Genomic DNA, 23592 nt, shown 5'->3' with positions numbered 1-23592 from the left:
TAGAGCCATGTCCAAAATGATTACTTTGGCCCTATCCAAGGGCCGTATCTTTGATGAAACTTTGCCGATGCTCGCAAAGGCAGGTATCACTGTGTCTGAAGATCCTGAGACTTCACGTAAATTAATCCTGCCAACTTCCAGCCCTAATCTAAGGGTGATCATCGTTCGAGCATCTGATGTGCCAACCTATGTGCAATACGGGGCTGCTGATTTAGGTGTGGCTGGTTACGATGTATTGGCAGAGCACGGCATGGATGGTTTGTATGCCCCCATCGACTTGGGTATTGCAAGGTGCCGCATGTCAGTGGCTGTTCGTGAAGGATTTGATTATGCAAACGCTGTTCGCCAAGGCGCTCGTTTGCGCGTGGTGACAAAGTATGTAGAACAGGCACGAGAGCACTTTGCTAATAAAGGCGTTCACGTTGATTTGATCAAATTGTATGGCTCGATGGAATTAGGCCCATTGGTTGGCTTGGCAGATGCCATTGTTGATTTGGTGTCTACGGGCAATACTCTAAAAGCCAATCAATTAAAAGAAGTTGAAGTGATTAGTCAGATCAGCTCTCGCTTGGTTGTGAATCAGGCCGCGTACAAGAGACGCCGTGCTGATTTGCAAGAGTTGTTAGACGCATTTTCAAAAGTGTGATGCTCTGATGACCAATCTTGTTCGCCAACTCAATAGTCAAGACGCTGATTTTTCATCTGCGCTTAAAAAGCTATTGGCTTTTGATGCGGCAGATGATGAAGCGATTGATTTAGCTGCAGCAAAAATTTTGGCCGATGTCAAAGCGCGTGGTGATCAAGCTGTATTGGAATACACACAAAAATTTGATCGCTTGTCCAAAGAGCAAGCAAGTTCAATCAAATCATTAGAAATCACAAAAACAGAATTATTTGCAGCGCTTGAATCTTTGCCAAAAGAACAAAGAACCGCTTTAGAAGCTGCGGCTGCAAGAGTCAAAAGTTATCACGAGCGTCAAAAGATTGAATCAGGTTGTCACAGCTGGGACTACGCTGATGAAGATGGTACTCGTTTAGGTCAAAAGGTAACACCTTTGGATCGTGCAGGTTTGTATGTTCCAGGCGGTAAAGCTGCCTACCCATCATCTGTGTTGATGAACGCCATTCCAGCGAAGGTCGCTGGTGTGAGTGAAGTCATCATGGTGGTGCCAACACCTGATGGTGTGCGCAATCCATTGGTTTTGGCTGCTGCTGCAGTCGCTGGTGTGGATCGAGCCTTCACCATTGGTGGTGCTCAAGCTGTGGGTGCTTTGGCTTATGGCACAGAAACAATTCCAGCGGTCGATAAGATTGTCGGTCCTGGTAATGCTTATGTGGCCGCTGCTAAGCGCCGCGTGTTCGGTACTGTTGGTATCGATATGATTGCAGGCCCATCAGAGATTTTAGTGTTGTGTGATGGCAATACCAATCCAGATTGGATTGCGATGGATTTGTTCTCGCAAGCTGAGCATGATGAATTGGCGCAATCAATTTTGTTGTGCCCAAGTCAATCATTCATTGATCAAGTGCAAGCGAGCATTTTGAAGTTTTTGCCAGAGATGCCAAGACAGGCAGTGATTAAAAAATCATTGCAAGATCGTGGCGCGATGATTTTGGTCAAAGATATGCATGAGGCTTGTGAAATTGCTAATTCAATTGCAGCCGAGCACTTAGAAATTTGTGCAGACAATCCCCGCCAATGGGCAGAGTTGATTCGTCATGCAGGTGCTATTTTCATGGGCCCATACACCAGTGAGTCTTTGGGTGATTATTGCGCAGGTCCGAATCACGTTTTACCAACGATGAGAACGTCACGCTTCTCATCTCCTTTGGGTGTTTATGATTTCATCAAGCGTTCAAGCATGATCGAGGTCAGTGAAACAGGTGCTCAAAAGCTTGGTCAGATTGCCAGCACCTTAGCACACGGCGAAGGTTTGCAAGCTCACGCAAGAGCTGCTGAGTTAAGACTCAAGAAGTAATCCAATAAAAAGTATTAAAAGTAATGGCACACAGTTTGTGTGCCATTACTTTTGTCGATTTGATTTCTTACTTATAAAAAATATAAAATTCTGTTTTAAGAGGAGACAATATGAACATGACATCATTCAGCACCCTTCAATACTCAAAAGAATTACAAGCAGTTGGGTTCAGTCAATCTCAAGCAGAGGTCATCGCTGAAGGTGTGGGTATGAATTTAAATGCCACACATGACTTTGCGACCAAGAAAGAGTTGTATGAAGTAAGGGATCAGTTGAATAAAAAAATTGATCAAAAGTTTGATCATCTAGATGAAAAATTTAATCTTTTGGATAAAAAAGTTTCCCATTTGGAAGGCACAATTAACTGCATGGCAGATGTATTAATTAGCAAGCTATTTAATCGCCTGGGAGGATTGATGGTTGCATGTATGTCAGTGGGTATCAGTGCCGTGGCATTTTTTACAAGAGGCATCGCTTAATGAATGATCTTCAAATATCAGCCATATCTGAGATAAAAGGACTGTTTGGCACTTCAAATAAAAAAGTGACCATAGATCAGATGAATAAAGCAGTTATTCAAAAAGTTAAGACGAATAACGGATGCAGTATTCCACAGTTAGTTAAAGAATTTCTTTGATCGCTTTAACTAATGCATCACACTGTTCGTCAGTGCCGATGGTGATGCGAAGATATTGATCAATCCTCGGTAATTTGAAGTGGCGCACGATGATGTGCTTTTCGCGAAGTGCTGCAGATAGATTTGCGGCATCATGTTTAGGATGTTTCGTGAAAATAAAATTAGCTGAAGACGGAATTGTTTCAAAGCCAAGAGCATTCAGTGATTGAATCAAGTTCTCACGTGTTTTGATGACAGACTGACTGATCTTCTTCAAGTAGTCTTGATCTTCAATGGCTGCCATGGCGCCAGCCATCGCTAATTTATCAATCGGGTAAGAGTTAAAACTGTTTTTAACGCGCTCAAGTGCTTCAATCAAATCAGGATGACCCACGGCATAACCTACACGCAAGCCAGCCAAAGCATATGACTTTGATAGGGTGTGAGTGACCAAGAGGTTGTTGTATTGCTTGATCAATGACACGGCTGATGAAGTTCCAAAATCAACATATGCTTCATCAATCACCACAACGCTGCCTTTGTTGGATTGAAGCAATGTTTCAATGTCTTTTAAAGGCAGAGCTCTGCCTGTGGGTGCATTCGGGTTCGGGAAAATGATGCCGCCATTACGACCATTATTTTTCTTCAGGTAGTCAGCAACTGAAATTGAAAAGTCATCACTCAATGGAATGTTGTCAAAAGCGATGCCGTAGAGTTTGCAGTAGACCGGATAAAAGCTGTAAGTGATGTCTGGAAACAGAATCGGGTCTTCGTGTTTGAGTAAGCCTAAAAACACATGGGCCAAGACTTCATCGGAACCATTACCAACAAATACTTGATTGGCTGTCAGGCCATGAAGTTTGGCAATGCTTTGCTTTAAGGCATCAGAATTTGGGTCCGGATAAAGACGCAAGGCTTCGGTATTGGCGGCAGCGATGGCGGCCAATGCTTTCGGAGAGGGGCCATAAGGGCTCTCATTGGTATTGAGCTTGATGAGCTGGCTTAATTTGGGTTGTTCGCCCGGAACATAGGGCGTTAACTCTTTAACAGTTTTGCTCCAAAAACGGCTCATCTTCTTGTCTTGCCTTATTAATTCAGTAATTTATACGGTTATTTCAATGATTTTTAGCTAATTTCGTTCAAAATCAGCACCTTCAGAAGGTTACCACGGGGTGGAATTTCAGGGGGACGGTGATATTATGACGGTATGCGCAACGTAGACGTCACTCGTAACACCTCAGAAACCCAAATTCAGATTGCTCTCAATCTGGATGGCACGGGTAAAGCTCAACTTAATTCTGGGGTTCCATTCCTAGATCACATGCTTGATCAAATTGCTCGTCATGGCATGATCGACTTGGCTGTTACAGCCAAAGGCGACACGCACATTGATGATCACCACACTGTTGAAGATGTGGGCATCACTTTGGGTCAAGCGATTGCTAAGGCAGTGGGCGATAAAAAAGGTATCACCCGTTATGGCCATTCTTATGTGCCGTTGGATGAAACTTTGTCACGCGTTGTGATTGATTTTTCAGGTCGTCCAGGCTTGGAGTTCCATGTGCCTTTCACACGCGCACGCGTGGGTGATTTTGATGTTGATTTGACGATTGAGTTTTTCCGCGGGTTCGTGAACCACGCGGGTGTGACTTTGCACATCGACAATATTCGCGGCATCAATGCGCACCACCAAATTGAAACAGTGTTTAAGGCCTTTGGTCGTGCTTTGCGCATGGCTTTGGAATTAGACCCTCGTGCCAGTGGTGTGGTTCCTTCTACAAAAGGTAGTTTGTAAAAACTCGTCCACTCACCTGTCCGCTATTAGGTTCAGACCTTGTCTAAAAATTCACCAAGCATTGCCATTGTCGATTACGGAATGGGTAATCTGCGCTCAGTTGCACAGGCATTGATGCATGCTGCTCCTGAAGCAAAAGTGATGATCTCTTCAAAAGTTGAAGAAATTAAAGCGGCTGACAAAGTGGTGTTGCCAGGACAAGGTGCCATGCCTGATTGCATGTCACATTTGCAAGAGTCTGGATTATTGGACGCCGTTTTAGAAGTCAGCCGCACTAAACCAATGTTGGGTGTTTGTGTGGGTGAGCAAATGCTATTTGAGAGCAGCACCGAGGTTCGTTTTGATGCACCCGCTGGAACGAATGTCACGCCAGGTCTTGGTTTGTTGCCAGGCAAGGTGATTCGTTTTGATTTGGCTGGAAAAAATCAGGCCGATGGCTCACACTTCAAAGTGCCGCACATGGGTTGGAATCAAGTGCAACAAGTTCAAAAGCACGCTCTGTGGGAAGGTATTCCAGATAACAGTGCCTTTTATTTTGTGCACAGCTACTATGCAGTTCCTGCTAATTCAGCTCATACTGTAGGTGCAACAGATTACGGATCTTTGTTTACATGTGCCTTGGCAAAAGATAATATTTTTGCAACACAGTTTCACCCAGAAAAAAGCGCACACTTAGGTTTGCGTTTGTATCAGAATTTCACTCGTTGGCAACCTTAATCATTTTTATTAAATATCTATCATGTTGTTAATACCTGCAATTGATCTTAAACAAGGCCACTGTGTTCGTTTAGAGCAAGGTGATATGGATAAAGTCACGACTTTCTCAGAAGATCCGGGCGCGATGGCAAAGCACTGGGTTGAGCAAGGTGCACGTCGTTTGCACTTGGTTGATTTGGATGGTGCCTTTGCTGGTAAACCTAAAAATGAATCTGCGATCAAATCAATTCTGAAAGCGGTTGGTGACGATATTCCTGTTCAATTGGGTGGTGGTATTCGTGATTTAGAAACTATTGAGCGTTTATTGGATGATGGCATCAGCTACGTGATCATCGGTACTGCTGCGGTGAAGAACCCAGGATTTTTACAAGATGCATGTGTGGCTTTTCCAGGACACATCATTGTTGGTCTAGATGCCAAAGATGGCAAAGTGGCCACCGATGGTTGGAGCAAATTAACCGGTCACGAAGTGATTGATTTAGCAAAAAAATACGAAGACTATGGTGTTGAAGCCATTGTCTATACCGACATTGGTCGCGATGGTATGTTGCAAGGTATCAATATGGACGCCACTGTGAAGTTAGCGCAAGCGGTGAACATTCCAATCATTGCCAGTGGTGGCTTGACCAATATGAAAGACATTGATGCTTTGTGTGCTGCTGAGCCAGAGGGCGTGATGGGTGTGATCGCGGGTCGTGCGATTTATACCGGCGATCTTGATCTTGCCAAGGCTCAAAAGTATGCCGATGGTAAGAAGTGACGGTGAGAATTTATTAAGTCATTGATCATCAGTCATAGTATGTTAATTAGATAAGTAAACAAACAAATAAAAAAGTAATAAAACATTCATGCTTTCAAAAAGAATCATTCCTTGTTTAGACGTCACCGCAGGTCGGGTGGTGAAGGGCGTGAACTTTGTTGAGTTGCGTGATGCGGGTGATCCTGTTGAAATTGCCAAGCGTTATGACGATCAGGGCGCCGATGAAATTACTTTTTTAGATATCACTGCCACATCTGATGAGCGTGATTTGATTTTGCACATCATCGAAGATGTGGCCTCACAAGTGTTCATTCCTTTAACAGTCGGTGGTGGTGTGCGTGCCGTGGCCGATGTGCGTCGTTTGCTGAATGCTGGTGCAGATAAAGTGGGCATGAACTCTGCTGCTGTGGCTAATCCAGATTTGGTCTCTGATTCTGCCGCCAAGTATGGTTCGCAATGCATCGTGGTGGCCATTGATGCCAAACAAACTTCACCAGGTGTGTGGGAAGTGTTCACGCATGGTGGTCGTAAGAACTCAGGTATCAATGCGATTGCTTGGGCGCAAGAAGTAGCTAAACGAGGTGCTGGTGAAATTTTATTGACCAGCATGGATCGCGACGGTACAAAAAATGGATTTGATTTGGCTTTGACACGTGCAGTTAGTGATGCTGTATCTGTGCCGGTGATTGCATCAGGTGGTGTGGGTAATTTGCAGCATTTGGCTGATGGCATCAAAGAAGGTCATGCTGATGCAGTGTTGGCCGCGAGTATTTTTCACTTTGGTGAATACACGGTGGGTCAAGCCAAACAGTTGATGGCAGAGCAAGGTATACCGGTGCGCCTTTAGCATCCAACGCATCTAACCCAACTAATTTGGAATTTACATGAGTGATAAAAATGCACAATCAAATAACTGGCTAGACCAAGTGACTTGGAATGAGCAGGGCTTGGTGGCTGTGATTGCTCAAGAATTTGATACTGGTGATGTGCTGATGATGGCGTGGATGAACCGTGAATCATTGCAGCTAACTTTAGAAAAAGGCGAGGCCGTGTATTGGTCACGTTCTAGAAAAAATATTTGGCACAAGGGCGAAGAGTCTGGCCATGTGCAGACAGTGAAGAGTATTCATTTGGATTGTGATGGCGATACGATTTTGATCAAGGTGGATCAAAAGGATCGCATTGCTTGCCACACGGGTGAGCACAGTTGTTTTTTCTTGGATTTAGAAAAAACACCGAATGGCCCTGTTTGGAAAAAATAGTTTAGAGTTGTTCCATTCGGGCAAATGCCTCAATAACTACTAAGCTAAATACGACAGAGATAAACATGACAGAGCAAACCAAATCAAATAACAACATGGATGCTATCAAACGATTGGCCGATGTGGTGGATGCTCGTCGCGCTGATTTTTTAGCAGGCAATGCTAATCCTGATGTTTCATATATTGCCAAGTTGTTCAGTAAGGGCGATGACGCGATCTTGAAAAAGATTGGCGAAGAAGCTGCTGAGACTGTGATGGCTGCCAAAGATAGTCGTTTTGCCAACTTAGCCCCAGAAATGCAAAGCAAGTTGGTGGGTGAGATTGCCGATCTTTGGTTCCACTGTTTCGTGGCTTTGTCTCAGTTCAATTTGCGTCCTGAAGATGTGATTGCTGAGTTAGAGCGCCGCGAAGGGGTTTCTGGCATTGCTGAAAAAGCCGCCAGAAAATCATAATCTTCCCTAAGTTCAGTCTTATGAGCCAAGAATCTACTCACAACCATTCAGAAAACTGCATTTTTTGCAAAATCATTGCCGGTCAAATATCGAGTAAAAAGGTCTTTGAGGACGAGGATTTATTTGCCTTTCATGACATAAATCCAGCGGCGCCGGTTCATTTTCTGATTGTGCCTAAGCGTCATTTTGCTAATTTAATGAATACCTCTAGCGCAGATGGTGAATTACTGGGTAGAATGTTAACAATTGCACCGCGCCTTGCCCAAGAGCAAGGATGCCGCCCTGGCGACTCCGGGGGCTTTCGTGTAGTTATCAATAACGGTGTAGATGGTGGTCAAGAGGTTTACCATTTGCACATGCATGTGATGGGTGGCCCCCGTCCGTGGAATAAAAACTAATTAGGAGTTAAAAAATGGGTTCATTTAGCGTTTGGCATTGGATTATTGTTTTAGTGATCGTTCTTTTGGTGTTCGGTACTAAAAAATTGCGCAACATTGGTTCAGATTTGGGTGGAGCTGTTAAAGGCTTTAAAGATGGCATGAAGAATGGCGAAGAGAAGCCAGCAGATCCTGCTAATCAGATCCAAGGTCAGAACGATGGCAAGACAGTGGATGTTCAAGCCAAGGATGTGAACAGAGGTTAAGACCTCCAAGCATTGGGTGTGTTTGCCATTGCTGGTACACACACCTGAGCTTGATACACACCATCATTATTTTTAAGTTCATTTGACATGATCGATCTTGGAGTTTCCAAGCTCGCCCTCATTGCGGTAGTCGCATTGGTGGTGATTGGTCCTGAGCGTTTGCCAAAGGTTGCTCGCATGGCGGGTAATTTATTGGGTCGTGCTCAGCGTTATATGGCTGAGGTGAAAAGTGAAGTCAATCGTCAAGTTGAGTTAGATGAACTCAAGAAGATGCAAGAAGCTGCAACTTCAGCTGTGAAAGATGTTGAGTCCAGCATCAATCAAGTCACGAGCGAGGCGAGTTCGAGTTTGAACGATCCTGAGTTCAGTTATGACTTTGATAATAACTACGCTGTGCGTGAACCTAAAAGCAATGTGCGTCAAGGTCGCGATAGCTGGGGTGTCAAGAAAACAGCGATGCCTCAGTGGTACAAGCGCAACACTGGCGTGAAAACAAAGATTCAGTCAGGCGCTGCCAGAGTGAAGCGTTTTCGTCGTGCTGCTAGTCAGCAAAAAACACCAAAATCATTTTTTTAAAAGCGCAAGTATTTAAACCATGTCACAAAATCAAACACCTGAAGCAGATAAAGAAGACGGAATCCAAGAAACATTCCTGTCTCATTTATTTGAGCTGCGTGATCGCTTGATCAAAGCAGTCGGTGCTTTGTTATTGGTGTTTTTGTGTTTGGTGTATTGGGCGCCCGATATTTTCCATTTGTTCTCTAAGCCATTACTTGATGCATTACCAAGTGGCGGCAAGATGATCGTGACCGATGTCACGGGTTCATTCTTTGTGCCAATGAAAGTCACGATGTTGGTTGCATTCTTGGGCGCTTTGCCTGTGATCATGTATCAGTTGTGGGCTTTTATTGCTCCGGGTTTGTATAGCCACGAGCGTCAATTGATCCTACCGATTGTGACCAGCAGTTATTTGTTATTCATCGCTGGTATGGCATTCGCCTACTTCTTAGTGTTCCCAACCGTATTTCAATTCATGGCGCATTACAACGCACCCTTAGGTGCTGATATGGCGACGGACATTGATAAGTATTTGAGTTTTGCCATGACCACTTTCTTGGCATTTGGTTTGACCTTCGAAGTACCCGTGGTTGTGGTGGTCTTGGTGAAGCTGGGCATGGTCAGAATCAAAAAGCTCAAAGAGATACGCCCTTATGTGATTGTGGGCGCCTTCGTGATCGCTGCAGTTGTGACGCCGCCAGATGTGTTGTCACAATTATTGTTGGCTGTCCCTCTTTGTATCTTGTATGAGTTGGGTATTTTTGTGGCCAGGTTCTATGAGAAGAAGTTAGACCCTGCGGAAGAGGCTGAGGAAGCTGCAGCGAATTAATTTACGAATTAAATTAATTAGAAATATAAAAGTAAATAGTTAAAAAACTAAGTTATTTAACTTGCACCATCTCCATGAGTTTTTCTAAGCGATAACGTCGCTGTCTTAAATTACCTTCATCCAAACTGTTACTGAGTTCAGCATTCGCAAATGCTTTGCTGGCCATCATCAATGCTTTTCGTTGTTCGAGTGTTTCAATCAGGATGAGTCGTGGAGTTGAGCGGGGTAGTTCTGCTCTGATGTCTACCACTGCACCATGTTCATGTTGAATGGCTGCAATGTCAGCAAGCAATAATTCTGCTTTTGATAAATTTAATTGATTTGCCACAATCACCCGATGACACATGAGAAGTATTTCTCCAGTGAAGCGATGAGAATTTTCACTCATTGCTTGAGCAACAGCACTTGCTAGTTGATGCCAATCGTTTGTCTTGGGATTGGAATGACTTTCCATAATTTTAGAAAGTAATTCTTGTGCTTCTGGCACACCTTGTTGTGAGGCATGCCATACCCAATAGGAGGCTTGTAAGCCTTCAACTTCTTCTGATAGTTGCGCACGTTTGCGCCAGAGTGCGGCACCTTTGCGGTATTGAGCTTGAGGATGTCCTAGGTCGGCCGCTTTATCAAAATAAGTATCACTGTCTTCGGCACTGTATCCAGAATATTGAGGCATGCGATTAATCAAGCCCAGCGCATACCAAGCTTCTCGTTCGCCGTGATTGGCAGCAAGCTTCAGCCAATACACTGCGCGCTTTAAGCGAGCGTTACCAGAGTTTGTTGTTAATTCTTTTTCTTTTTTTGTATTACTAGCTGATGAATCGTTTTTATCATTACCAATGACTTCATCAACTATTGAGTCTAATTTTGCAAGGCGCAAACCCATGGCGAGTTGCGCTGGAACGTGACCCAGCTCAGCAGCAATTTCTAATGCATCAGTATTTTGTAATTGTTGCCATCCTGCCCAGTAAATGGGGAGGTGTTCCTGTTGGTGTTTTTTATTGCTAAGTAAGCTCGGTAGGTGCATCTTCAATGCAGGGACCAAGCTGGAATCAATACCTTGACTGAAAGAGAAGCCTAAAGAAAGTAAGCTACTTAAACCAATATCATTGGATTGAGTCGCTAATGAGGCGATGATTTTTTTTGAGCGATCAACATCCAATGTACCTAATCGACCATCTTGCAAACATTGCGCAAGTAATTTTTTAGCAGAAGCTTGCTCATTGAAAGAAGATAAGTCAGCCAGCTCTTCTAAATAGCGATGAGCCGCTATGCGAAATGATTCAAGACCACCAGCATCATGCCAATTTTTTTCAGACATTTGTGCAAATGCCAAAGCCGTGATGGGTGTTTCAGATATTTGATTTGTTTGAGGTGCAAATTGAGAGATGGCTTGTGCCATCAGCCATCTGGCACGGGTGTGTCCTGCATTGGCAGCTAATAAAAGGCATTTCCAGGCAAAGGGTGCTTGGCTTGAGGAAAGGTTGATTGTGAGTTCAAGGTGATCGGCCACAAAATTGAATATTTCTTCATTAAATCCGATACTTATAGATGCTTTTTCAAGCCAAAGCAAAGCATTTTGAGAGTTTTTGGGCACTCCATCGTCCCCAAGCATATAAATATGGCCTATTTTCTGTTGCGCCAAAGCATCACCAGAACGGGCTAATTTCATGATTTTCAGGAATTCTCTGCTTGCCATATGACAAAAATACCTTTTTTATTAGGGTTAATATGTATTTAACACCTAATTTCTCTTGAAATACAGTGAATTAAAAATGATTTGTTGCGCAGATGCAACACTATGTGAATTTGTATCAAAAATCGACAGAGAAACACCCCCGCAGCCCCGCAACTACATAATAAGAGCCAATGACCTGTTGCAGTATGGATAGGTCCCTAGATTAACTAGGTACGTTTATTTCACATTTTTGGAGATTTACGAATGAAAAAATTATTAATCGCTTCTGCAGCCCTAGCAATGGTTGCTGGTACAGTGCAAGCTCAATCATCAGTAACTATTTCTGGTCGTATTGATCAGTCTGTTGGCTCACATGACATTGGTACTGCAGGCCAAGGTAACGTAGGTAAAGTAAATTCAAACGTTTACGCTACAAGCCGTATTACTTTTGCTGGCGTTGAAGATTTAGGTGGTGGTCTAAAAGCTGGTTTCTTCTTAGAAACTGGTATGTCTCCTGATACTGGTGGATCTGGTTCTGTGACTGGTGTTTCTGGTACAACAGGTACAAACACATTCTTCAGCCGTGAATCAAACATGTACGTAAGTGGTGGTTTTGGTGAAATTCGTGTTGGTAAGATCACAACAGATGCAACAGATTCTGACGTTTTTGTTAACGCAACTGCTTCTCACGTTGCTGGTATGAACCAAGCTTTGGTTGGCAAGCGTATCGGTGGCGTTGCTGGTGCAGCAGCAACTGGTATCGACTCTTTAGGCGACAACTCTGACAATACAGTAGCTTACAAGCTTCCAACTTTCTCTGGCGCAACAGTACAGTTGTTCCGTGCTGAGGGTGAAAATACAGGTGGCTACGACACAGGTTCTACTAACGGTGCTTCAGTACGTTACGTAAATGGTAAATTGAAGGCTACTGCAGCTCAAGTCAGCAAAAAGATTTCTACTGGTAAATCACAAGACCAAACTTCATACGGTTTGAGCTATGACTTCGGTATGGTTCGCGTTGGTGCAGTTCAGGTAGTTTCTGATTACACAGAAACTACTCCTAACGACAAAGCTAAAGCAACTGTATTGAGCGCAGCCGTTCCAGTTAACGCTAAGATAACTTTGGTTGGTGCGTACCACACAGCTAAGAATGATCTAGGTTCAGCTTACGATGGTAAAGCTACAGTAGTTGGTGCAACTTATGACTTCAGCAAGCGTACAGCTGCTTACGTAACATATGCAGCATCTAAGAACGAAGCATCTGGTAACTACTCTGTTTCAGGTATGACAGGTACAACTGCTGGTGCGGATGAGAAGTTGACATCTGTTGGTATCAAGCACTTCTTCTAATCTAATGCTGGCCTAGCCAGTTTTAGTTAGATGTAATTGAACCCACTCTTCGGAGTGGGTTTTTTATTTTGTTAAATCCAAATCTTTCATTATTAATGTTTAGAATATCTGGATGAGTATCTTAGACGCTTCCGACACGGTTTTAATTAGCGAGGTAGGCCCACGTGATGGCTTGCAATCGATTAAGAGCATCATGCCAACCGAAGGCAAGCGACTTTGGTTAAATGCCTTGTATGAAGCTGGACTCAAAGAAATAGAAGTTTGTTCATTTGTGCCTCCGAGCCTGTTACCTCAAATGGCAGATGCCCCAGAAATTGCAAGTTATGCAAAGTCATTGAGAAAAGGAATGGTTCTTGCATTAGCTCCGAATTTGAAGGGGGCTCAATTAGCAATCCAATCGGGAGTTGATAAAGTCACAATTCCTGTTTCAGCCAGCCAAGCTCACTTGCTGGCTAATGTCAAAAAAACACGCCAAGAAATGATTTCTGAAGTTAAGAAAATCATTGAGTATAAAAATCAAACCTCTCCCAATGTGCTGATAGAAGTGGGTATTTCAACCGCATTTGGCTGCACCCTGCAGGAATCTGTCAGCGAATTGGATGTGATCTCTTTAGCTTTTGAATTAGCCGATATGGGTGTAGATGAAGTGGGTTTATCTGATACTGCTGGCTATGCCAACCCTGCGCAAGTAAAACGATTATTTAAACAGTTGAGACAAGAAATTGGTGAAAAAGCTGGGGCAGCTCACATGCATAACACTCGTGGTTTAGGGCTTGCAAATTGCTTAGCGGCATTTGAAGAAGGGGTCAGAACATTTGATTCTTCGCAGGGTGGACTGGGTGGATGCCCGTATGCTCCAGGCGCATCGGGCAATGTGGTGACAGAGGATTTGGTGTTTATGTTTGAGGCAATGGGAGTAAAGACAGGCATCAATTTTGAGCAGCTATTAAAGGCTAGAGAAATTCTTCAGGCTGCATTACCTAATGAAGCAATTTATGGCATGACTCCACAAGCAGGTTTGCCTAAAGGCTTTTCCTTGAAATGAAGAAAAAATCTTTGCCCTATGAAGGGGTTCGAGTCATTGAATTTAGTCATATGGTGATGGGGCCAAGTTGCGGCATGGTTCTTGCTGACCTTGGTGCAGAAGTGATCAAAGTTGAGCCAATTGAAGGAGACAGAACGCGCGACCTCTTGGGGTCTGGTGCTGGCTTTTTTTCAATGTTTAATCGCAATAAGAAAAGTATTGCAGTTAATTTAAAGTCAGATGAAGGTCGAGCTTTTGTCGAAAAATTAATTGCTAGTGCAGATGTTGTCAGCGAAAACTTTCGTTCAGGTGTGATGGCTCAATACGGCCTTGACTATGCCACTCTTTCAAAGAAATATCCAAAAATCATCTACGTCTCTCACAAGGGATTTCTGCCGGGGCCTTACGATCACCGCACAGCTTTAGATGAGGTTGTGCAAATGATGGGGGGATTAGCTTATATGACTGGTCCTGAAGGGCAACCTCTGCGAGCCGGTAGTTCAGTCAATGACATCATGGGTGGCATTTTTGGCGCTATTGGAGTCATGGCAGCTTTAAGAACCCGCGAACATACGGGAGTAGGTCAAGAAGTTCAATCTGCCTTATTTGAAAATAATGTGTTTTTGGTTGGCCAACACATGATGCAATATGCAAGCACAGGTGTACCAGCATCCCCCATGCCAAGTCGTGTTTCAGCTTGGGGTATTTATGATGTTTTTAAAGTAAAAGACGAGGAACAAATCTTTTTGGCAGTGGTTTCAGACAGCCAGTGGGAAACATTCTGTGACGCTTTTAAATTAGAGCAACTAAAGTCGGATGAACATTTAAAAACAAATAACTTAAGGGTTCAAAATCGGACTTTATTGCTGCCAATCTTAAGAGAAATATTTTTGACTATGGATATCAAGCATGTCGCAGAAATTTTTGAAAAAAACGGTTTGCCTTACGCGCCAATCACAAAGCCACAAGAACTGTTTGATGACCCTCATTTAGCGGCAACAAATGGTCTAGGAGAACTGGTGATGTCATCCGGTCCACGAGCAGGTGAAAAAACTAAAACACCTCTTTTACCAATTACTCTAGACGGAAATCGTTTACCCATTAGGTCAAGCCCTCCGCAATTGGGAGAGCACACACAACAGTTGATGCAAGAGCTTGGTTATTCAGAGGAAGTGTTTCAGGACTTTATTAGCAAGAAAATTATCAAATAAAAAGCCCTGTATGCAGGGCTTTTTATTTGAAGTAACACCTGAATACTTAATCCATCGTGATCTTTGCTTTTGTAATAACCGCACCCCAGCGAGCTTGCTCAGCCTTGATGAATTTCGCAAAATCCTCAGGGGTATTGCCAACTAAAGTTGCCCCATCCTCAACCATGCGCTTGGTTCCTTCTTTTGACTTGAGGGCAATTGCAATTTCTTTTTGAAGCTTATTGATAATTTCTTTAGGTGTTCCTGCTGGAGCTATAACTCCATACCATTGTGAAGTTTCAAAACCTTTGTAACCACTCTCAGCTATGGTTGGAACATTTGGAAGAGAGGGGGATCTTGTTGCTGATCCAACTGCCAAAGGAATGAGAGCGCCACCTTTGATTTGGCCAATGAGTGATGGAAGACCATTAAAAGTAGCTTGGGTCAGACCACCAATAAGATCAGTGAGCATAGGGCCTGAGCCTTTATATGGTACATGCATTAAATCAATACCAGCTTCTGATGCGAAATACTCCATGGCCAAATGACCCGCACTGCCATTCCCCGCTGAACCATAGTTAATTTTGTTGGGATTTTTTTTGGCTTGACTAACCAAGTCTGCAAGGTTTTTGATGCCACTCGATTTGCCTACAGCAATGACATTAGGCACTTTTGCAATTAATGTAATTGGAGCAAAATCTTTATTTGGGTCGTATGGCAATTTAGCGCCAAATAAAGCTGGGTTGGCCGCCAATGTACCCACATGTCCCAAAATAATCGTGTAACCATCTGGAGCCGCTCTCTTAACCTCTTCCATAGCAATATTGCCAGCCGCACCAGGCTTATTTTCTACATAGACAGATTGCCCCAATTGCGAACTAAGGCTTATAGCAATTGATCTTGCAATAATCTCTGATGTGCCTCCGGTTGCAAAAGGCACAACAAATCTAATTGATTTTTCTGGGTATGCCGCATGAGCAGTTGAGCTAGCTATAAGAGCTATGGTCATGAGGGTTTTTTTAAGCATAACTTTCTCTAATTTATAAAATAAATTAACGAATTGCGTTACCAAGTCTTTTAATCTTGGCTAGCTTAATCAGCGGCGGAATGACCAATAAGGCAATTGCAATCAACATGATTGATCCGGAAATTGGCCGTGTAAAAAATGTACTCCACTGACCTTGACTAATTGTCATTGCTTGACGCATTGATTGTTCAGCCATCGGGCCAAGGATCAAACCAATAATCATGGGAGCTGCAGGAAAATCAAAGCGACGCATCACAAAACCCAGCAACCCAAAAAAGAATAAAAGTGCGACGTCAAATGATGAATTACTAGATCCATAAACACCTGCGGCAGAAATAACAATGATGCCGGCATATAGCCATGGTGGAGGAATTTTAAGTAATTTAACCCATAGTCCAACCAAGGGAAGATTAAGAATCAATAAAATAACGTTACCGATATAAAGGCTTGCAATCAAAGTCCAAACCAAACCGCTTTGTTGTGTGAATAACTGTGGGCCAACTTGTATGCCATATGATTCAAATGCAGACAAAATGATTGCTGCTGTTGCAGAGGTTGGAATACCTAGAGTTAATAAAGGCATTAAGACACCGGCAGCAGATGCATTGTTAGCAGCCTCTGGTCCAGCCACACCTTCAATGGCACCATGACCAAACTCTTCAGGATTTTTTGAGAGTTTCTTTTCTGTGTAATAAGAAAGTAATGTTGGTAATTCTGCTCCGCCAGCAGGCATTGCGCCTACCGGGAAACCAAAAAAGGCTCCTCTGATCCAAGGCTTCCAAGAGCGTTTCCAATCCTCTTTACTTAGCCACAAACTACCAGAAACTTTTAATACTTCAGAATTCTTATTTTCTTTTCCTTGCCAGGCCAGATATAGAGCCTCTCCAACAGCAAAAAGTCCAACAGCCGCAATGGTTACTTCAATACCATCCAAAAGCTCTGGTTGACCAAATGTGAAACGGGCTTGACCTGTTTGCAAATCAATACCCACCAAACCAAACAGAAGGCCGGCAAATAAACTAATAAGGCCTCGCAAAGCAGAGTTACCCAATACTGCAGATACCATGATTAAAGCGAGAACCATCAAGCTAAAGTATTCAGCAGGTCCAAAAGCCAAAGCTAGATCAACCAGCATTGGTGCAAAAAAGGTGAGTGCAATGGTGCCAATTGTCCCCGCAATAAAGCTACCAATTGCAGCTGTAGCTAAAGCAGGTCCCGCACGGCCTTTTCTAGCCATTTTGTTACCTTCTAAAGAAGTAACAATCGTTGCAGATTCACCTGGGGTATTTAACAAAATCGAGGTTGTTGAGCCGCCGTACATTGCCCCGTAATAAATACCAGCAAACAATACAAACATGGCGGTCGCTGGAACCTTAAAGGTCAGCGGTAAAAGGAGCGCAATTGTTAATGCAGGCCCAATTCCTGGTAGAACTCCAATAAGGGTTCCAACCAGACAGCCAATAAATCCATACATTAAGGTTAAAGGTTGCAATGCAACTGCAAAACCTTGCATCAAAGAATCAAATGAACCCATAATTTTTTACTTAAAAAGGTAAGCGAATAAGAGGTCCTAAATCAACCCCAAGCAAAGCTGAGAAAAGCCCCCAGAAGGCGAGAGAAATAGAAGAACAAATAACAAAAGTTTTTATATTCAGCGGTGCATCAAATGATTTCGCTATGCCAACCCCACAAATTGTGGCTGGAATTAAAAAGCCTAAAGGTTTTATTAAAAGAATAAAAACCATGCCAGCTATCAAAAAATAAAAAACTCTTTGATTGCCACCTTCAATAGGCACGCCATCATCACTTTCGATGCAATCTGGATTTTTATTTTTCATGGACAGTATTAAGTAAATAAGCCCCAATACAGTCAAAGCAGCAATGACTACTGAGGGGGCCAATATTGGCCCTACCTCAGAGTACATTGTTGACTCAGGAATGATTGTTGTTTGCCAAATGCCGATTGCACATAAGGCTAACAATAAACCGGAGACAATTTTACTGTTCATGCTAGACCAAGATCTTTTAAAACGGCTTCAGTGTCAGCAATGCTTTGTTTGATTTGCTCATCAAACGCTGCGCCAGCCGTAAACACATCAGTCCACTTTCTCTTGCTCAAAGTTTCTTTCCAGCCTTTTGAGTCATGAATCTTAGTAACTAGATCAACCAAAGCAGCTTTTTGTTGAGCATTAATGCCCGGTGCAGCAAAAACACCACGCCAGTTCGCAGCAGTGACATTCACACCCAATTCTTTGAGTGTAGGAACATCAATGCCTGGGATGCGTTTATTGCCAGATACTGCAATGGCGCGCATGCGACCTGCTTTAATTTGCTCTTCAAACTCTGAGTAACCTGAAATACCTGCAGTCACTTGTCCGCCCAAGATTGCAGCATTAGCTGGGCCGCCGCCTGCGAAGGCTACATAGGCGGCATCTCTTGGGTTTTTGCCCAAAGCTTTAATGATTAGACCCAATAATTGATGATCTGTACCACCAGCACTACCACCGGCAACAGAAACAGCTTTCGGATTTGCTTTAAATGCTGCTTCTAAATCTTTCCAGTTTTTAATTTTTCCATCAGCTGGTACGGCAATAACACCAGCTTCTTCTGTTAATTTTGCAATTGGAGTGACGTCTTTCATGGTCACTGGGCTCTTATTTGTGATTGCTGCGCCAACCATGACTGAGCCACCAATCATCAATGAATTACCTTGACCTTTGCGTTGATTAACGAAGCGTGGCAATCCGACCATACCGCCAGCACCACCAACGTTTTCAAATTGAAATGCCCCAACAAGACCAGCTTCTTTGGCAGCAACTTCAATTGCGCGACCAGTGCCATCCCAACCACCGCCAGGCGCTGCAGGGATGAACATATTAATTGAGTCAAAAAGAGGTTTTGCTTGAGCAAACACATTAAATGGCAACAAACTGCTAGCACCCAAAGCAGTGCTATATGATAGAAAATCTCTACGTGATAGTTTCATCTTTTACTCCAACAGATATATAAGTGGTTAAATTGCAAAATAACTAACGCCATATAGCTATGACAATCAAATCATCACCCAAGCCACTGTCAATTAGCTGTCAAAATGACTAAGGTTTTACCCTAATGAAAGTACTTTTAGTTGAAGATACCCAGGAGCTAGCCTTGTGGCTGAGCTCTGCCCTCCGAAAAATGGGGCTGGAAGTTACTTTAGCTATGGATGGTCAGGAAGCCGCCAATCTTCTATTTAGTCATGAATTTAACCTGATTATTTTGGATTTAAATTTGCCAAAACGTGATGGCCTCTCGATATTGCAAGAGATTAGGGCAAGGAAAGATTTTGTTCCCGTCCTAATTTTGACCGCAAGAGCAGATGTTGGTGATCGAGTCAAAGGTCTAAATGCGGGCGCTGATGATTATTTGCCAAAACCATTTGACTTAGAAGAGTTTGATGCAAGAGTTCATGCTCTTTTAAGAAGGGCTCCTCAAATTGTTTCTGACATTGAATCTTATGGAAATCTTAGTTATGAGAAATCAACCCAAAGCTTTTTCAATAAAAATGAACTGATCAGCTTAACCCCGAGGGAGAGCGCATTACTAAGATTGTTGTTTGATCGAAAAAATAGAGTGGTTGCCAAAGATTTTTTACATCAGCAAATATTTCAACATGAAAACGCAGCACCCGATGCAGTTGAGGTTCTGATTTATAGAATAAGAAAAAAAATTACTGTTGAGCTGGGGTGCGAAATCACAACAGTGAGAGGCATTGGTTATATGTTGAGGATTGATTCATGAGTCTACGAATTAAATCTCTCAAGCAGGCCTTGTTTATTTGGCTAGTTTTACCCTTGGTTCTATTGATCATCATCAATGCTGTTTTTTCTTATAGAAATAGCGTGGATGCTGCTAATAACGCATATGATCGCTCTTTGTATATTGCAGCAAGAACAATTGCTGAAGAATCAAAATTAGAAGGCGGACGATTAAAGATTGAGGTACCTGAATCAGCCACATACTTGTTTGAAAGCAACATCGGCTCAAGGTTTTTTTATCAAATCGTAGATGCAGATAACCAAACCTTGGTTGGCAATGCAATGCTTCCAAGTACTTCTGGCCAAACAGAAAACTCAGTCAATTACTTTTCGCTGGTAAGTTTTCATAATGAAAATATCAATGGATTGCCAATTCGTTTGGCCATATTGAAACACTCATTGGTTGAGTCAGCAGACCTCAATCAAAAGTCGGGAACTAAAGGATTAATCACGATTAAGGTTGCCGAGACTTTAGAGGCAAGAAATATATTAATTTCCCACATGCTTAGAGAGCTCTTGTTAGGTCAAACAATTTTGCTCATTGCTTTAACTGGGCTTATTTGGATTGTGATTAATAAGAGCCTTAAGCCGATTAATCGTTTGAGTCGTTATTTGGCGAATCGTGATGAATCAGATTTAAGTACGATAGAGAATAAGTCTTTACCAAAAGAGCTAATTCCATTTATAGAAAGTTTAAATATTTATCTATCTCGATTGGCCAATCTGCTGACACTTAGAAAAAAATTCATAGGCAACGCCGCACATCAACTAAGAACTCCTTGGGCGATTGTTAAAACTCAAGTTGGTTTAGCAAAAAAAGAGCCCATGAATGAAGATCTGGCGAAGATTATTGAAGGCCTCTCAAAAACAGCTGACACTTCGGTTAGGTTGACTGAACAACTTTTATCAATGACGAAGGCTGAGCATGGGTATGAAATTGATTTGACTAAAAACGTAGATTTGGTTGCTCTGTCAAAACAATTGGTCATTGATTATTATCCGCATGCACAAAAATTAGGTATCGACTTAGGGATTGATTGTCAGGTTAACTCTTTGGTTGTGAAGGGGTCCGAAATTTTGTTATCAGAATGCATTGGCAACCTGATCGATAACGCTATTAGATATTGCCCTTCTGGAACTCAAGTAACCATCAGAATTGATCATGATTCATTGAGCGTCATTGATAATGGCCCCGGCATTCCATTGCAGTATCAGGGAAAAGTCTTTAATCGCTTTTTTAGAGGTGATAGCAAAGAACCTGGGAGTGGATTGGGCCTATCGATAGTTAAAGAGATTGTTTTGCAACATAATTTGAAGATTAGTTTAGATAGTCCTTATCTGTTAACTGGTGAAAATTACCATTCTGGTACAAAAATTACCCTATTTATTCCAAATTAACGTCACATAATTAGGGCATACCCATCTACTTTTATTTCTCAAAATCTGCTAAAAACTATAAATCCGGCTTTTTGCCTGATTGGGTCTGTTTTCGGTTCGTTTTAATAACAATGAAGGAGCAGTAATGAAAAAGAATCTATTGGTTGCAGCATTATTAGGTTTGGGCGTGATCGCTACAGCACAAGCTGATACTTTGGCAAAAATCAAGTCTTCAAGCGCAGTAACAATGGGTGTGCGTGAGTCTTCAGGCGCCTTGTCATACACAGTGGGTGACGGCAAGTTTGCTGGTTACCACGTAGAAATTTGTCAACGTGTTTTGGCAGACGTTCAAAAACAATTGAAATTAAACAAGCTAGATATCAAATATCAAGCTGTGACTTCACAAAATCGTTTGCCATTGGTGGCTAACGGTACAGTCGACATTGAGTGTGGCTCAACAACAAACAATGCTACACGTCAAAAAGACGTGGCTTTTGCTGTAACAACATATGTTGAAGAAGTTCGTATTGCTGTTAAAGCAAACTCAAACATTACTTCTTTGAACCAATTGGCTGGCAAGAAAGTGGCAACTACAACAGGTACAACATCAGTCCAGTTGTTGCGCAAGCACGAGCGTGCTGCAAACGTTAACTTTGATGAAGTATTTGGTAAAGACCACGCTGACAGCTTCTTGTTGCTAGAGTCTGGTCGTGCTGATGCCTTCGTAATGGACGGTTCAATCTTGGCCGGTAACATTGCCAACTCTAAGAACCCAGCTGATTTCAAAATCGTTGGTGAAGTTATTGCAGTTGAGCCAATCGCGATCATGATCCGTAAAGATGACCCAGCGTTTAAGAAGTCTGTGGACGACAGCATCAAGAAGATGATGAAAGACGGCACATTGGCTAAGTTGTGGGACAAGTGGTTCTTGCAACCAATTCCACCAAAAGGTAATAAAGTTGGTTTAGCTTTGTCTGCAAGTACAAAAGACGCTTGGGCTAATCCAAACGACAAACCTGCTGAAGACTACGCTAAGAAGTAATTCCCTAACCAAGTAGTAGAAAGTAAACACATTAGATGTCTTGGAATTGGGAAGTATTTTGTAAAAGTACTTTAGAAGAAGATTTCTCACCGGTGTGCTTTGGCACCGGTGGAGAAATCACTTATTTAGACTGGATGTTATCTGCTTGGGGCTGGACCTTATCGGTTTCAGCCCTAGGTCTTTTTGTGGCCATGATTTTGGGTGTCTTGATGGGCACTTTAAGAACCTTGCCCCCCGATAATTTATTGACCCGAGCGCTCGCATTATTGGGCACTGTATGGGTTGAGTTGTTCAGAAATATTCCTGTATTGGTTCAGGTATTTCTTTGGTATCACGTGATACCCGCTCTATTTCCTGTGATGAAGGGATTCCCTTCATTTGTATTGGTGAGTTTGGCCCTAGGCTTCTTCACTTCTGCTCGTATTGCAGAACAAGTCAGAGCCGGTATAGGCTCTTTGCCTAGAGGGCAACGATACGCCGCACTAGCAGTTGGATTAACCACCACTCAGTCATACCGCTATGTGATTTTGCCTATGGCTTTACGCATCGTGATTCCACCATTGACATCAGAATCAATGAACATCATTAAAAACTCTTCTGTGGCTTTTGCTGTTTCAGTTGCTGAGCTGACTTTGTTCGCGATGCAAGCGCAAGAAGAGACCTCCAGAGGTATTGAAATCTATTTAGGCGTGACAGCCTTGTACGTGGTTTCTGCTTTGAGTGTAAACCGTGTCATGGCCTTTATTGAATCCAGAACCAGGGTTCCTGGTTTCATTGCTGCAGCTAGCAGCGGTGGTCATTAAAAAAGATAAATAATGAATATTGATCTTTCTTTTTATAGCTGGGAACTCATCCGAAGTTATGTCTTGAGTGGCTTGGTGTTCAGCATCCAATTGACCGTGATTGCCACCATCGGTGGTATTTTCTTTGGCACTCTTTTGGCTTTGATGCGTTTATCTGGCAATAAGTGGTTAGAAATACCTGCAGCCACTTATGTGAATACGATGCGCTCGATTCCATTGGTGATGGTGATCTTGTGGTTCTTCTTATTGATGCCAGCGATTCTGGGTAAACCGATTGGCGCTGAACTATCAGCCATCATCACTTTTGTTGCTTTTGAAGCGGCCTTCTTTTGCGAAATCATGCGCTCAGGTATTCAATCGATTCCTAGAGGGCAAATTCATGCTGGCCAAGCCATGGGCATGACGTATTCTCAAAACATGCGTTTGATCATTTTGCCGCAAGCCTTTAGGAACATGATTCCGGTATTACTCACTCAAACCATCATTTTGTTCCAGGACACATCATTGGTTTACGCCATTGGTGCCTATGACATGCTCAAAGGGTTTGAAGTTGCTGGCAAAAACTTTGGTCGTCCGATTGAAACTTATTTGGCTGCAGCTGTGATTTATTTCTTGATCTGCTTTAGCTTATCAAGGCTTGTCAGAGTATTGCAGCAACGTGTGGCGATTATTCGTTAAAACAAAATTTATAAATAG

The 23592-nt window shown here is 42.8% G+C and carries 27 protein-coding genes; 21 read left to right on the top strand and 6 right to left on the bottom strand.

Translation table 11 applies throughout. The features are described from left to right. Positions 1 to 7 precede the first annotated feature (7 nt). The 3 genes from hisG (at position 8) to ICE88_RS03775 (ending at position 2458) form a co-directional block, all read left to right on the top strand. Positions 8 to 646, top strand: a complete 639-nt coding sequence (gene hisG, locus ICE88_RS03785) for an ATP phosphoribosyltransferase (protein ID WP_216249628.1) — start codon at positions 8 to 10, stop codon at positions 644 to 646. Positions 647 to 653: 7 nt separating this feature from the next. Beyond that, a complete protein-coding gene (gene hisD / locus ICE88_RS03780; protein ID WP_216249627.1) occupies positions 654 to 1979 on the top strand; it encodes a histidinol dehydrogenase in 1326 nt (441 codons plus the stop codon). A 110-nt stretch (positions 1980 to 2089) separates the two neighbouring features. After that, positions 2090 to 2458 (top strand): hypothetical protein, encoded by a 369-nt coding sequence (locus ICE88_RS03775; protein ID WP_216249624.1) that lies wholly within the window; start codon positions 2090 to 2092, stop codon positions 2456 to 2458. A gap of 141 nt (positions 2459 to 2599) precedes the next feature. On the opposite strand, the gene hisC is transcribed toward ICE88_RS03775, so the two are convergent. Further along, the gene (gene hisC / locus ICE88_RS03770) at positions 2600 to 3667 is read right to left on the bottom strand and encodes a histidinol-phosphate transaminase (protein ID WP_216249622.1); all 1068 of its coding nucleotides are present in this window, start codon (positions 3665 to 3667) and stop codon (positions 2600 to 2602) included. Between the two features lie 135 nt (positions 3668 to 3802). Between hisC and hisB the strand changes: the two genes are divergently transcribed. From hisB to tatC, 10 genes are all read left to right on the top strand, one after another. Beyond that, a complete protein-coding gene (gene hisB / locus ICE88_RS03765) occupies positions 3803 to 4390 on the top strand; it encodes an imidazoleglycerol-phosphate dehydratase HisB (RefSeq protein ID WP_215290620.1) in 588 nt (195 codons plus the stop codon). 39 nt (positions 4391 to 4429) lie between these two features. Continuing rightward, entirely contained in the window at positions 4430 to 5107 is a 678-nt protein-coding gene (gene hisH / locus ICE88_RS03760; protein ID WP_255535201.1) for an imidazole glycerol phosphate synthase subunit HisH, read from the top strand. Between the two features lie 22 nt (positions 5108 to 5129). After that, complete coding sequence (gene hisA / locus ICE88_RS03755; protein WP_215290621.1) at positions 5130 to 5867, top strand: 1-(5-phosphoribosyl)-5-[(5-phosphoribosylamino)methylideneamino]imidazole-4-carboxamide isomerase; 738 nt, start codon at positions 5130 to 5132, stop codon at positions 5865 to 5867. Positions 5868 to 5955: 88 nt separating this feature from the next. Then, complete coding sequence (hisF, locus tag ICE88_RS03750) at positions 5956 to 6714, top strand: imidazole glycerol phosphate synthase subunit HisF (RefSeq protein ID WP_215290622.1); 759 nt, start codon at positions 5956 to 5958, stop codon at positions 6712 to 6714. A gap of 37 nt (positions 6715 to 6751) precedes the next feature. After that, a complete protein-coding gene (gene hisI, locus ICE88_RS03745) occupies positions 6752 to 7129 on the top strand; it encodes a phosphoribosyl-AMP cyclohydrolase (protein WP_216249620.1) in 378 nt (125 codons plus the stop codon). A 65-nt stretch (positions 7130 to 7194) separates the two neighbouring features. Beyond that, positions 7195 to 7581, top strand: coding sequence for a phosphoribosyl-ATP diphosphatase (locus ICE88_RS03740; RefSeq protein ID WP_216249618.1), 387 nt, complete (start codon positions 7195 to 7197; stop codon positions 7579 to 7581). A gap of 20 nt (positions 7582 to 7601) precedes the next feature. Further along, a complete protein-coding gene (locus tag ICE88_RS03735) occupies positions 7602 to 7979 on the top strand; it encodes a histidine triad nucleotide-binding protein (RefSeq protein WP_216249616.1) in 378 nt (125 codons plus the stop codon). A 14-nt stretch (positions 7980 to 7993) separates the two neighbouring features. Beyond that, the gene (gene tatA / locus ICE88_RS03730) at positions 7994 to 8224 is read left to right on the top strand and encodes a Sec-independent protein translocase subunit TatA (RefSeq protein WP_215290626.1); all 231 of its coding nucleotides are present in this window, start codon (positions 7994 to 7996) and stop codon (positions 8222 to 8224) included. A gap of 87 nt (positions 8225 to 8311) precedes the next feature. Beyond that, on the top strand, positions 8312 to 8800 hold the full coding sequence (gene tatB, locus ICE88_RS03725; protein ID WP_216249614.1) for a Sec-independent protein translocase protein TatB: 489 nt from the start codon (positions 8312 to 8314) through the stop codon (positions 8798 to 8800). Positions 8801 to 8819: 19 nt separating this feature from the next. Beyond that, a complete protein-coding gene (gene tatC / locus ICE88_RS03720; RefSeq protein WP_216249612.1) occupies positions 8820 to 9611 on the top strand; it encodes a twin-arginine translocase subunit TatC in 792 nt (263 codons plus the stop codon). A 52-nt stretch (positions 9612 to 9663) separates the two neighbouring features. Here tatC and ICE88_RS03715 read toward each other — a convergent pair whose 3' ends face one another. Beyond that, entirely contained in the window at positions 9664 to 11280 is a 1617-nt protein-coding gene (locus ICE88_RS03715) for a hypothetical protein (RefSeq protein WP_216249610.1), read from the bottom strand. Between the two features lie 270 nt (positions 11281 to 11550). Between ICE88_RS03715 and ICE88_RS03710 the strand changes: the two genes are divergently transcribed. The 3 genes from ICE88_RS03710 to ICE88_RS03700 all read left to right on the top strand — a co-directional run bounded on the left by ICE88_RS03710 (position 11551) and on the right by ICE88_RS03700 (position 14871). After that, on the top strand, positions 11551 to 12636 hold the full coding sequence (locus ICE88_RS03710; protein ID WP_216249608.1) for a porin: 1086 nt from the start codon (positions 11551 to 11553) through the stop codon (positions 12634 to 12636). A 112-nt stretch (positions 12637 to 12748) separates the two neighbouring features. Next, complete coding sequence (locus ICE88_RS03705; protein WP_216249606.1) at positions 12749 to 13681, top strand: hydroxymethylglutaryl-CoA lyase; 933 nt, start codon at positions 12749 to 12751, stop codon at positions 13679 to 13681. Then, on the top strand, positions 13678 to 14871 hold the full coding sequence (locus ICE88_RS03700) for a CaiB/BaiF CoA-transferase family protein (protein WP_216249603.1): 1194 nt from the start codon (positions 13678 to 13680) through the stop codon (positions 14869 to 14871). The genes ICE88_RS03705 and ICE88_RS03700 overlap by 4 nt, the downstream gene beginning before the upstream one ends. Positions 14872 to 14917: 46 nt before the next feature. Here the strand turns inward: ICE88_RS03700 and ICE88_RS03695 are convergent, their stop codons facing one another. Genes ICE88_RS03695 through ICE88_RS03680 form a run of 4 tightly spaced genes read right to left on the bottom strand, consistent with a single transcriptional unit; the run spans position 14918 to position 18863 of the window. Next, entirely contained in the window at positions 14918 to 15859 is a 942-nt protein-coding gene (locus ICE88_RS03695; RefSeq protein WP_255535200.1) for a tripartite tricarboxylate transporter substrate binding protein, read from the bottom strand. Positions 15860 to 15902: 43 nt separating this feature from the next. Further along, the gene (locus ICE88_RS03690) at positions 15903 to 17411 is read right to left on the bottom strand and encodes a tripartite tricarboxylate transporter permease (RefSeq protein WP_216249597.1); all 1509 of its coding nucleotides are present in this window, start codon (positions 17409 to 17411) and stop codon (positions 15903 to 15905) included. Between the two features lie 10 nt (positions 17412 to 17421). Continuing rightward, positions 17422 to 17886 carry a tripartite tricarboxylate transporter TctB family protein gene (locus tag ICE88_RS03685; protein ID WP_216249594.1) on the bottom strand — a complete coding sequence of 155 codons (465 nt, stop codon included), beginning with the start codon at positions 17884 to 17886 and terminating at the stop codon, positions 17422 to 17424. Further along, positions 17883 to 18863, bottom strand: a complete 981-nt coding sequence (locus ICE88_RS03680; RefSeq protein WP_215290635.1) for a tripartite tricarboxylate transporter substrate binding protein — start codon at positions 18861 to 18863, stop codon at positions 17883 to 17885. Before ICE88_RS03680 ends, ICE88_RS03685 begins: the two co-directional genes overlap by 4 nt. Positions 18864 to 18988: 125 nt before the next feature. Between ICE88_RS03680 and ICE88_RS03675 the strand changes: the two genes are divergently transcribed. From ICE88_RS03675 to ICE88_RS03655, 5 genes are all read left to right on the top strand, one after another. Then, the gene (locus ICE88_RS03675) at positions 18989 to 19657 is read left to right on the top strand and encodes a response regulator (RefSeq protein WP_216249591.1); all 669 of its coding nucleotides are present in this window, start codon (positions 18989 to 18991) and stop codon (positions 19655 to 19657) included. Next, the gene (locus ICE88_RS03670; RefSeq protein ID WP_216249588.1) at positions 19654 to 21072 is read left to right on the top strand and encodes a sensor histidine kinase; all 1419 of its coding nucleotides are present in this window, start codon (positions 19654 to 19656) and stop codon (positions 21070 to 21072) included. The genes ICE88_RS03675 and ICE88_RS03670 overlap by 4 nt, the downstream gene beginning before the upstream one ends. A 124-nt stretch (positions 21073 to 21196) precedes the next feature. Continuing rightward, positions 21197 to 22093: an amino acid ABC transporter substrate-binding protein gene (locus ICE88_RS03665; protein ID WP_216249586.1), complete on the top strand. Its 897-nt coding sequence runs from the start codon at positions 21197 to 21199 to the stop codon at positions 22091 to 22093. Between the two features lie 35 nt (positions 22094 to 22128). Next, positions 22129 to 22896, top strand: coding sequence for an amino acid ABC transporter permease (locus ICE88_RS03660; protein WP_216249583.1), 768 nt, complete (start codon positions 22129 to 22131; stop codon positions 22894 to 22896). A gap of 12 nt (positions 22897 to 22908) precedes the next feature. After that, the gene (locus ICE88_RS03655; protein ID WP_216249580.1) at positions 22909 to 23574 is read left to right on the top strand and encodes an amino acid ABC transporter permease; all 666 of its coding nucleotides are present in this window, start codon (positions 22909 to 22911) and stop codon (positions 23572 to 23574) included. The last annotated feature ends 18 nt before the right edge of the window (positions 23575 to 23592 follow it).

The sequence above is a fragment of the Polynucleobacter sp. AM-26B4 genome (assembly GCF_018882285.1).
Lineage (GTDB): Bacteria > Pseudomonadota > Gammaproteobacteria > Burkholderiales > Burkholderiaceae > Polynucleobacter.
The sequence above is the reverse complement of the archived record's forward strand: the minus strand, read 5'-3'. Positions and strand labels throughout refer to the sequence as shown.

Coding starts and splice junctions, on each gene's coding strand:
- hisG (WP_216249628.1), top strand. CDS start 8: ATGTCCAAAATGATTACTTTGGCCCTATCCAAGGGCCGTATCTTTGAT.
- hisD (WP_216249627.1), top strand. CDS start 654: ATGACCAATCTTGTTCGCCAACTCAATAGTCAAGACGCTGATTTTTCA.
- ICE88_RS03775 (WP_216249624.1), top strand. CDS start 2,090: ATGAACATGACATCATTCAGCACCCTTCAATACTCAAAAGAATTACAA.
- hisC (WP_216249622.1), bottom strand. CDS start 3,667: ATGAGCCGTTTTTGGAGCAAAACTGTTAAAGAGTTAACGCCCTATGTT.
- hisB (WP_215290620.1), top strand. CDS start 3,803: ATGCGCAACGTAGACGTCACTCGTAACACCTCAGAAACCCAAATTCAG.
- hisA (WP_215290621.1), top strand. CDS start 5,130: ATGTTGTTAATACCTGCAATTGATCTTAAACAAGGCCACTGTGTTCGT.
- hisF (WP_215290622.1), top strand. CDS start 5,956: ATGCTTTCAAAAAGAATCATTCCTTGTTTAGACGTCACCGCAGGTCGG.
- hisI (WP_216249620.1), top strand. CDS start 6,752: ATGAGTGATAAAAATGCACAATCAAATAACTGGCTAGACCAAGTGACT.
- ICE88_RS03740 (WP_216249618.1), top strand. CDS start 7,195: ATGACAGAGCAAACCAAATCAAATAACAACATGGATGCTATCAAACGA.
- ICE88_RS03735 (WP_216249616.1), top strand. CDS start 7,602: ATGAGCCAAGAATCTACTCACAACCATTCAGAAAACTGCATTTTTTGC.
- tatA (WP_215290626.1), top strand. CDS start 7,994: ATGGGTTCATTTAGCGTTTGGCATTGGATTATTGTTTTAGTGATCGTT.
- tatB (WP_216249614.1), top strand. CDS start 8,312: ATGATCGATCTTGGAGTTTCCAAGCTCGCCCTCATTGCGGTAGTCGCA.
- tatC (WP_216249612.1), top strand. CDS start 8,820: ATGTCACAAAATCAAACACCTGAAGCAGATAAAGAAGACGGAATCCAA.
- ICE88_RS03715 (WP_216249610.1), bottom strand. CDS start 11,280: ATGAAATTAGCCCGTTCTGGTGATGCTTTGGCGCAACAGAAAATAGGC.
- ICE88_RS03710 (WP_216249608.1), top strand. CDS start 11,551: ATGAAAAAATTATTAATCGCTTCTGCAGCCCTAGCAATGGTTGCTGGT.
- ICE88_RS03705 (WP_216249606.1), top strand. CDS start 12,749: ATGAGTATCTTAGACGCTTCCGACACGGTTTTAATTAGCGAGGTAGGC.
- ICE88_RS03700 (WP_216249603.1), top strand. CDS start 13,678: ATGAAGAAAAAATCTTTGCCCTATGAAGGGGTTCGAGTCATTGAATTT.
- ICE88_RS03695 (WP_255535200.1), bottom strand. CDS start 15,859: ATGACCATAGCTCTTATAGCTAGCTCAACTGCTCATGCGGCATACCCA.
- ICE88_RS03690 (WP_216249597.1), bottom strand. CDS start 17,411: ATGGGTTCATTTGATTCTTTGATGCAAGGTTTTGCAGTTGCATTGCAA.
- ICE88_RS03685 (WP_216249594.1), bottom strand. CDS start 17,886: ATGAACAGTAAAATTGTCTCCGGTTTATTGTTAGCCTTATGTGCAATC.
- ICE88_RS03680 (WP_215290635.1), bottom strand. CDS start 18,863: ATGAAACTATCACGTAGAGATTTTCTATCATATAGCACTGCTTTGGGT.
- ICE88_RS03675 (WP_216249591.1), top strand. CDS start 18,989: ATGAAAGTACTTTTAGTTGAAGATACCCAGGAGCTAGCCTTGTGGCTG.
- ICE88_RS03670 (WP_216249588.1), top strand. CDS start 19,654: ATGAGTCTACGAATTAAATCTCTCAAGCAGGCCTTGTTTATTTGGCTA.
- ICE88_RS03665 (WP_216249586.1), top strand. CDS start 21,197: ATGAAAAAGAATCTATTGGTTGCAGCATTATTAGGTTTGGGCGTGATC.
- ICE88_RS03660 (WP_216249583.1), top strand. CDS start 22,129: ATGTCTTGGAATTGGGAAGTATTTTGTAAAAGTACTTTAGAAGAAGAT.
- ICE88_RS03655 (WP_216249580.1), top strand. CDS start 22,909: ATGAATATTGATCTTTCTTTTTATAGCTGGGAACTCATCCGAAGTTAT.